Genomic DNA, 3,125 nt, shown 5'->3' with positions numbered 1-3,125 from the left:
GCCCATCTAGCGCACCGGCCTGTACCAGCTCTGCCCGTCCTTCCAATGCCCTTTCTACGATAGGGGCCACATCTGACCGGGGGGCTTGCCCAATCGTAATCATCCCAAGCTTATGCATTTTGAATCCCTGCTTTCGCTTCATTTTATTTTACGCTCCTGGCGACAAAGGGCAAGCTCGCGGTCTGCCCTTATTTCGGTTCTGGTGAATAGTTTTAATTTATGTTACTGCAACTTTCCTCACATAGACAATGTTCGTCCTGACCAAAACAAAGGCTTGTTTGTTGTGCATAAAGGATAAAAAAACAAAATCATAGCGTTACCATTACATTTTATTCCTTTTTAATGTCAAGAAATATAACGCAGCATAAACATCTCTTCCCTCACTGCCCTGCGCTTTGAAGTGCCTTACCTGTCCGTATATGCTAAAATACTTCCGTATCGGCTATTCGCCTACAGGAGGGCATGATCATGAAACAATCTATTTTGATCGTAGAAGACGAAGAAAAGATTGCCCGGCTTCTAGAGATCGAACTTCAATTTGAAGGCTATCAAGTATGTAAAGAAAAAAACGGAATTGATGGGCTGGAGACGTATTGCAAAGGCAATTGGGATCTAGTGTTGCTGGATATTATGATTCCCGGTCTCAATGGCATCGAGCTACTTCGTAGGATTCGTAAGCATGATGCGAACGTTCCTGTCATTTTGCTGACGGCTAAAAGTTCCATTGCAGATAAGGTCGAGGGACTCGATTTGGGAGCCAATGATTATGTTACCAAACCATTTGTGATCGAAGAGTTGCTTGCACGTGTACGGGCCGCACTCAGAGTGGGTGCAACGAAAGACATGGCTCCACAAGGGGTAGATAGATGGCTTAGTGCCGGGGATTTACGTCTCCATGAAGGTACTCGTGAAGTTCTTCGAGGAGAGCACAACATTGAGCTTACACCGCGAGAGTTTGACTTGCTCGTTCATTTACTCAGACACCAGCGGCAGGTACTTAGCCGTGAACAATTACTGGAAAATGTATGGGGCATAGATTATATGGGCGATACCAATGTGGTCGATGTGTATATTCGCTACGTGCGCAATAAAATCGACCCTACGCGCCAGCTCCCTGAGCTTATCCATACTGTACGCGGAATTGGTTATGTACTGAAGGAATCTTTATGAAGCTACAAAACAAAATCCATACGTACACCTCGTTATTATTCGCGGTCTTACTTGTAGCCATTAATTTTTCGATCTATTTCCTATTCAGCCAATTTTCGATAGACAATCGAAAAGACCAGGTAGAGGCCGCAGCAGAGAACATAGTTCGTGGGATTCAACGTGCTCCGGTATCCGTAGCCGCTGAGGATCTTCTCCGAGCCTATGTACCGCTGGATGGCATGCTTCGGCTGATGAAACCAGAAGGCGACTTTCTTCCCCCTATCACCTCTTCTTCCGAGCAATCTCTTAGCTTGATGAAGGGCGTTTTTGATGAAACACGGCAGGTTCGCATGATTACCTATGAAAGCAATCGTTACATTCTTGTATCGCTCCCCATGATTTGGACCAATGGCGAGGTTGTCAATCTCCAGGTGACCGAAAGTCTGCAACCGACGATGCAGACGCTACAGGTACTCAGAATCGTACTTGTGGCTGTCACTGGAATTGCGCTCATTCCTGTCGTGGTGTCGGGAAGGCTGCTCGGCAGACTGATCACACGTCCAATTACATCTATGATTAGCACGATGAAAGAAATTCAGCGCAGCGGGAAATTTAAACGTCTTCCGCTCAATTCATCATCACGCGACGAACTGGTCGAAATGGGAGAAACATTTAATGACATGATTGAACTGCTGGAGCGGAATTTCGTCAGGCAAGAACAATTTGTATCTAATGCGTCCCATGAATTGAAGACACCGCTCACCATTATTGAAAGTTATGCCAGTCTGCTCAAACGGCGGGGGTTGCAGCATCCCAACATTTTCGCCGAATCCGTTGAAGCGATCCATTCCGAGGCGATTCGAATGAAGGACATGGCAGAGCAGCTTCTTCTGTTGGCCAGAAACGAAGAACAATGGAATGTCGCGCTGGAGCCTGTACGCCTGACCAGAATAGCGACAGAATTAAAAGCTACATTTGAAAATGCGTTCGCCCGACAAATTCAACTGGATGTACAGGCAGACTGCATTGGCTATACCGATGAAAATAAGCTGAAGCAGCTGCTATTTATCTTTTTGGATAATGCACGCAAATACAGTGACGAGCCGATACACCTGATGATTGATACGGTGGGCGGTACAGCTCAACCCTGCATAAGAATCACAGATCAAGGAATTGGAATCCCGGAAGAAAAGTTATCTAAAGTATTCGACCGCTTCTATCGTGTGGATGAAGCCAGAAGCCGCGAGGAAGGTGGGGCTGGGCTAGGCTTATCATTGGCTACAGGAATTGCACAAGCTATACATGCTCAAATTGGGCTAGAAAGTGTAGAGGGGAGCGGAACAACTGCAACGATCATCCTCCCTACCATTCCAAAATAATAAGCCAAAGGAGGGAATAACGATGAAAGCCATCTATGTGTGGGTGATTGGAGGTACGCTGGCGGCTGTGTTGATTACAATTTGTCTTTTACAGTGGCCTTGGGCACGGTCGTTAGCAGCTTCTCCATTGGAAGAAAAGGCCGTCATCCAATCCGTTTTGCATCAGTATCCCGGCGAGGTGCTCGAATCCCAACGCTTGGGTGATTTTTATCTGATCAGGCTGGAACGCGCCAAAGGGAAGTACGATATAAAAGCCAATGCCTATGACGGTGTCATCGACTCCATTAAGCGGATACAGGTTTATACAGATGCGAAGCAGGAGCCCCAAGACCACAATCCTGGTAACTCACCAACCAGAGACACATCGAATCCAGCTAATAAACCTGACCCGGTTTCTCTCGTTATTACAGAGAAAGAAGCAGCCAAGCTTGCTGCCAAAGCAGTTAACGGAACATCCGATGATATTGAGCTTCATCGCAACGACAAAGGCCTCTACTATCTGGTTGAGGTTGAGGTAAAAGATGGGCGTGAAGCAGTAGTACAGGTCAATGCAGTATCGGGCTCTATCGACTCTATAACGTGGGAAAAAGAAAAACA

Annotated in this window: 4 protein-coding genes; 3 read left to right on the top strand and 1 reads right to left on the bottom strand. The window is 46.5% G+C overall.

The window, feature by feature from the left end; genetic code table 11:
* A partial coding sequence (locus tag GRP75_RS22695) for an AroM family protein (protein ID WP_160790434.1) occupies positions 1-142 on the bottom strand: 142 nt, incomplete at its 3' end.
* A gap of 326 nt (positions 143-468) precedes the next feature.
* Here GRP75_RS22695 and GRP75_RS22690 point away from each other — a divergent pair.
* The 3 genes from GRP75_RS22690 to GRP75_RS22680 form a co-directional block, all read left to right on the top strand.
* Entirely contained in the window at positions 469-1,170 is a 702-nt protein-coding gene (locus GRP75_RS22690; RefSeq protein ID WP_160790433.1) for a response regulator transcription factor, read from the top strand.
* Positions 1,167-2,528, top strand: coding sequence for a sensor histidine kinase (locus GRP75_RS22685; RefSeq protein ID WP_160790432.1), 1,362 nt, complete (start codon positions 1,167-1,169; stop codon positions 2,526-2,528). Before GRP75_RS22690 ends, GRP75_RS22685 begins: the two co-directional genes overlap by 4 nt.
* A gap of 22 nt (positions 2,529-2,550) precedes the next feature.
* On the top strand, positions 2,551-3,125 hold a 575-nt coding region (locus tag GRP75_RS22680), incomplete at its 3' end, for a PepSY domain-containing protein (protein ID WP_160790431.1).

Origin of the sequence: Paenibacillus sp. OT2-17 (assembly GCF_009827695.1) — a bacterium.
Taxonomy (GTDB): domain Bacteria; phylum Bacillota; class Bacilli; order Paenibacillales; family Paenibacillaceae; genus Paenibacillus; species Paenibacillus polymyxa_B.
The sequence above is the reverse complement of the archived record's forward strand: the minus strand, read 5'-3'. Positions and strand labels throughout refer to the sequence as shown.